Raw genomic sequence first — 5,563 nt, forward strand, 5'->3', positions numbered from 1 at the left:
AGCGCGCGCCCCGGGGCGTCGAGCGCCGCGCGCAGCAGCTCCGGCGCGTCCTCGACGCGCAGCGCCGCCGCCTCCCAGTCGTGGATCGTGCGCACCGCGGTGCGCACGGGCCCGATCAGGCCCTTGGGCTCGCCGATCCGCTTGCCGTAGTTGACCCGGCCCTGGTCCTCCACCAGGAGCGTGAGGTCGCCCGCTCGGGCGGGCAGCGCGACGGCGAAGGTGTGCGAGCCGCGGTCGAGCACGCCGACCTGCTCGTCGTCGACCAGGACGACGGCGCGGTCACGCACCTCGCTCAGGGTCAGCACCAGGTCGTCGGGCCGGATCCGGGTGCGGTAGACCGCGAAGCCCGACCAGAGGCGCAGGTCGTCGGTCGTCGGCGTCGACGAGAAGGTGAGCAGGTCCTCGCGCAGCAGGCTCGGCAGCGCGTGGGCCAGCGGCACCTGAGCGGTCAGGTCGACCTCCAGCACAGGCGCCCCCGCCCCAGCCCCAGCGCCAGCCTCGACCTCAGAGGAGAGCGCCGGCACCGGCAGGTGCCGCGCGATCACGTCGCGCATCGCGTAGTACTTGGCGGTCGGTGTGCCGTCCTCGGCCAGCGGCGCGTCGTAGTCGTACGACGTCGCGATGGGCCGGTAGATGCCCTTGTCGTTCGCGCCGCTGGTCAGGCCGAAGTTGGTGCCGCCGTGGAACATGTACAGGTTCACCGACCCGCCGGCCGCGAGCAGGTCGTCCAGGTCGGCGGCGTTCGCCTCGGCGGGTGCGACGTGGTGCTCCAGGCCCCACGAGTCGAACCAGCCGTTCCAGAACTCCATGCACATGAGCGGTCCCGTGGCCTGGTGCCGCCGCAGGATCTCCAGCCGCTCCGTGCTGCGCGAGCCGAACGTCGCCGTCTTGTGCAGCTCCGGCAGGCCGCCGCGAGCCAGCATCTCGTCGTCGGCCTGGTCGCAGGTGAACAGGGGTACCTCGATGCCCTGCTCACGGGTCAGGTCAACGAGCGCCCGGAGGTACTGCTGCCGCTCGGGCAGCGGGTCGTCCCCGTAGGCGCCGTACTCGTTCTCCACCTGGACCATGAGCACGGGCCCGCCGCGTGTCACCTGGCGCTCGGCCACCAAGGGCAGCAGGTTCGCGTAATAGGTGCCGATCGCCGCGAGGAACCTCGGCTCGTGCCGGCGCACCCCCACCTCGGGGTCGGCGAACAGCCAGCCGGGCAGCCCGCCGCCGTCCCACTCGGCGCAGATGTAGGGTCCCGGCCGCACGATCGCGTACAGGCCCTCGGCGGCCACCAGGTCGAGGAACCGCCCGAGGTCGCGCCGCCCGGTCAGGTCGAACACGTCGGGGTCGGGCGCGTGGAAGTTCCACGGCACGTACGTCTCGATGGTGTTCAGGCCCATGAGCCGAGCCTTGCGGATCCGGTCGGCCCACTGGTCGGGGTGCACGCGGAAGTAGTGCAGCGCGCCGCTGACGACCTGCATCGGGCGGCCGTCGAGCTCGAAGTCCTCGGGGCCGATGTCGAACGTGGGCATGTGTGCGTCCTCAGGGGGGGTCTGCGGGTTCTGGGGGTGGGGCAAGAGGACGACGGCGGGGGAAGGCCCCCGCCGTCGTCCCTGGTCGATCAGCCGCGGCTCACTCGCCGACGGTGAAGCCCTGCTCGTTGCCGTACTTCACGATCGAGTCCTGCCAGGCGGCGAGGCCGTCCGACAGCGAGGTCGAGCCCGTGTAGGCCTGGCCGACCGTGTCGGGGAACACGCTGTTCGCGTAGACCTGGTACGGCAGGTACTGCCAGCCGGTGACCACACCGGTGGCCGACGCCGAGAGCACCTCGTTGATCTTCTGGCCGCCGAAGTACTCCGACTCCTCGGCGAGGAACTTCTCGTCGTTCAGGTCGGCGAGCGTCGCCGGGAAGTTGCCGCCCTCGAGGCGCGTGGCGACGCCGTCGCCGGCGTTCGCGTACTCCAGGAAGCCGTAGGCCAGGGCCTTCTTGCTGCTGGCCTCGGTCACCGACAGCGCGGAGCCGCCGTTCTCGGCGGTCTCGTTCGAGCCCTCGGTCCACTGCGGCATGGGGGCCACGCGCCAGTCGCCCGACGCCGGGGCGGCGCCCGACTCGAGGTTCGCGGGCATCCAGGCGCCGGTCACCAGCGCGGCGATCTCACCGCTGCCCAGGCCCTGAAACCACTCGTCCGACCAGGCGGGGACGTCGGCCACGAGGTCGTCGTCCAGGAGCTGCTGCCACATGTCGGCGAACTTGGCCGAGCCCTCGTCGGCGAGGTTCACGGTCACGTCGGTGCCGCTCACCTCGAACGGGTGGCCGCCTGCCTGCCAGATCATCGAGGTCGCGAACCCGGCGTCGCCGTTGTCCGCGGTGATGTACGTGTTCTTGTCGAACGCGTGGATCTTCTCGGCGGCCGTGACGAACTCGTCCCAGGTGGCGGGCACCTCGACGCCGGCGTCCTCGAACGTCTTGGCGTTGTAGAACAGCGCCATCGGGCCGGAGTCCATGGGCAGGCCGTACACGGCGTCGCCGTCGGTCACGGCGCCCCACGGGCCGGGGGAGTAGGTGCCGTCGAGCTCGCTGGCACCCAGCGGCGCGAGGTCGGCGAGCGACCCGCCGATGGAGAACTGCGGCAGGGCGTAGTACTCCATCTGCGCGACGTCGGGGACACCCGAGCCGGCGCTGATGGCGTTCTGCAGCGCCACGTAGTGGTCGTTACCGGTACCGACGTTCGCCAGCTCGACGTCCACGTTCGGGTACTCGGCCTCGAAGTCCTCGACGACCTTGTCCAGCGTGGGCTCCCAGGCCCAGACCAGCAGGTCGCCGCCCTCCTCGAGCGCGGCCGAGATGTCCTCGGGGGAGACGGCCTCCGCGGCGTCGCCGCCGTCGGACCCGGACCCGCACGCGGTCAGGGCGAGCGCCAGGGCGCCGGCCGCGGCGAACGCGCCGACAGCGCGGTGGTGGCGGATGGTCATGGTGGTTCCTCTCACTTCATCGTCAAGCGGATCTGTCTGGGGGGAAGTCTTCGGGCGGCGGGCGCCCGGCCTGGTCACTCCTTGACGCTTCCGGCGGCCAGACCCGACTGCCAGTAGCGCTGCAGCAGCAGGAAGGCCACGATCAGCGGCAGGATCGTCAGGAGCGAGCCGGCGATCACGAGGTTGAAGATGGCCTCGCCGCCCGCGGTGGTGGCCTGGGCGTTCCACGCGTTCAGGCCTAGCGTCAGCGGGTACCAGGAGGGGTCGCGCAGCATGATCAGCGGCAGGAAGTAGTTGTTCCACGTGGCGACGACCGTGAACAGCAGTACCGTCACGATCCCGGGCGCCATCATCGGCAGGCACACCTGGAAGAACGTGCGCGCCTCGCTCGCGCCGTCGAGGCGGGCGGCCTCCATGATCTCGTCCGGCACCGCGTCGGCCGCGAACGTCCACATGAGGTAGAGCCCGAACGGCGAGATGAGCGACGGGATGATGACCGACCAGGGCGTGTTCGTCAGGCCCATGTTCGCGAACATGAGGAACGTGGGCACGGCCAGCGCGGTACCCGGCACGGCCACGGCGCCGATGACGATCGCGAACACGGCGCGCTTGCCCGGGAAGTCGAACTTGGCCAGGCCGTAACCGCCGAGCAGCGCCAGCAGGGTGGCACCGCCCGCGCCGAGCACGACGTACATCAGGGTGTTGAGGAACCAGCGGCCGAAGACGCCGCCGTCGTACGTCAGGACGCCGACGATGTTGTCCCAGAGCGCGAAGTCGCCGCTGAACCACAGGCCGAACGAGCTGAACAGGTCGGGCTGCGTCTTGGTCGCGTTGATCAGCAGCCAGACGAGCGGGATCAGCGCGTAGACGCCGATCAGGGCCGTCAGGACCGTGAGCAGGATGCTGCGCGTGGGCCGGGCGTGCGAGCTGCGGCGGTTCCGCAGCCGGGGCGGGGCCTTCTTGGGGCGCACGGTGGGCGCGGTCATCAGGACGTTGCTCATGGCTCAGGCCTCCTTGCGCATGCCGCGCAGCTGCACCACGTAGGCCACGATCATCGTGAGCACGCCCATGACGATCGCCACCGTGGCCGAGTAGTTGTACTGCTGGCCCGAGAAGGACAGCGAGTAGGCGTACAGGTTCGGCGTGTAGTGGGTCGAGATGTAGTTGGGGGACAGCGGCTGCAGGATGCTGGGCTCGTTGAAGAGCTGGAACGAGCCGATGATCGAGAAGATGGTCGCCACGACGAGCGCGCCGCGGATCGCGGGCAGCTTGATCGCCGTGATCACGCGCCACGGGCCGGCGCCGTCGATCTCCGCCGCCTCGTACAGCGAGGTGGGCACCACGCGCAGCGCGGAGTAGAAGATCAGCATGTTGTAGCCGACGAACTCCCAGGTCACGATGTTGCCGATCGCGGGGAGCACCAGGGCCGAGGACAGCGGGTCCGGGATGCTGGTGCCGAACAGGTCGTTGAAGTTGCCGACCAGCCCGAACCGCTCGCCGTACATGAAGCCCCACATCAGCGCGGCCACGACGCCGGGCACGGCGTACGGCAGGAAGATCGCGAGGCGGAAGAAGTCGCGACCGTACAGGCGGCCGCTGTCGATCGCGAGGGCGACCAGGAGCGAGATGCCGAGCATCACCGGCACCTGGACCAGCAGGAAAAGGGCCACGCGGCCGGTGCCGTCCCAGAACTGCGGGTCCGCGAGCACGCGGGCGTAGTTGTCGAGGCCGACGAATGTCGTACCGCCCACGAGCTGCGTCTGGAACAGGCTCAGCCAGAGGGAGTAGGCGATCGGCGCGAGGAACACGAGGGCGAAGACGGCCATGAACGGGCCGACGAAGCCCCATCCGGTCCAGCGGGTGCGGAGCCGCATCCGTCCCGCGGTCTTGGGCACGGCCGGAGGCGATGCGAGCGTGGTCAAGTGGGGTCGCTCCTTCACGAGTGGGGTCAGCATGGTCGTCGTGTTGACGTCAACATGGTGACGCGGACTAGGGTGCTCGTGAGTCACCGAGGTGTCAAGCGGACCCCGGGGCGAGACGCATCACGAGGAGGTGGGTGTCGTGGAGGGCAGAGGTCCGTCCCTGGTCGACGTCGCCGTGCTGGCGGGAGTCTCCACGCAGACCGTGTCCCGCGTGTCGATGGGCCTGGACAACGTGCGGCCGGCGACGCGGGACCGGGTCCTGGCGGCGATGGCGCAGCTCGGCTACGCGCCGAACACGGCGGCGCGCGCGCTGCGCTACGGGAGCTTCCGGACCATCGGCATGATCGCCCACGGGCTGGCGCGCACCGGTGAGTCGCGCACCATCGAGGCCGTCACCGAGGCGGCGCGTGACGAGGGTTACACCGTCACGCTGATCGACGTCGAGAACCCGTCGTCCGACGTCGTGACGGCCGCGGCGACCCGGCTGTCCCACCAGGCCATCGACGGGCTGGTGATCGTCCGGGCCGAGACCGTCACGCCCGACACGCTCGCGCTGCCCTCCCGGCTGCCCGTGGTGGTCTCCGACTCACGGTTCGTGGGCCACCACCCCGCCGTGGGCGCCGACCAGGTCGACGGCGCCCGCCGCGCCACCCAGCACCTCCTGGACCTGGGGCACCGCA

At 70.4% G+C, this 5,563-nt stretch carries 5 protein-coding genes; 1 reads left to right on the forward strand and 4 read right to left on the reverse strand.

Annotated elements, in window-relative coordinates; translation table 11 throughout:
- From PROKR_RS07375 to PROKR_RS07390, 4 genes are all read right to left on the reverse strand, one after another.
- Positions 1–1,520, reverse strand: a 1,520-nt coding sequence (locus PROKR_RS07375; protein ID WP_051432760.1) for a glycoside hydrolase family 35 protein, incomplete at its 3' end; no start/stop codon positions are given.
- A gap of 100 nt (positions 1,521–1,620) precedes the next feature.
- Positions 1,621–2,961, reverse strand: a complete 1,341-nt coding sequence (locus PROKR_RS07380) for an ABC transporter substrate-binding protein (protein WP_036961352.1) — start codon at positions 2,959–2,961, stop codon at positions 1,621–1,623.
- 74 nt (positions 2,962–3,035) lie between these two features.
- Positions 3,036–3,962, reverse strand: a complete 927-nt coding sequence (locus tag PROKR_RS07385) for a carbohydrate ABC transporter permease (RefSeq protein ID WP_142038407.1) — start codon at positions 3,960–3,962, stop codon at positions 3,036–3,038.
- Positions 3,963–3,965: 3 nt separating this feature from the next.
- Positions 3,966–4,835, reverse strand: a complete 870-nt coding sequence (locus PROKR_RS07390; RefSeq protein ID WP_121384582.1) for a carbohydrate ABC transporter permease — start codon at positions 4,833–4,835, stop codon at positions 3,966–3,968.
- Between the two features lie 187 nt (positions 4,836–5,022).
- Here PROKR_RS07390 and PROKR_RS07395 point away from each other — a divergent pair.
- Positions 5,023–5,563 (forward strand): LacI family DNA-binding transcriptional regulator (locus PROKR_RS07395; RefSeq protein WP_342665857.1); only part of this gene is annotated, 541 nt, incomplete at its 3' end.

The organism is Promicromonospora kroppenstedtii DSM 19349 (genome assembly GCF_000515355.1).
Lineage (GTDB): Bacteria > Actinomycetota > Actinomycetes > Actinomycetales > Cellulomonadaceae > Promicromonospora > Promicromonospora kroppenstedtii.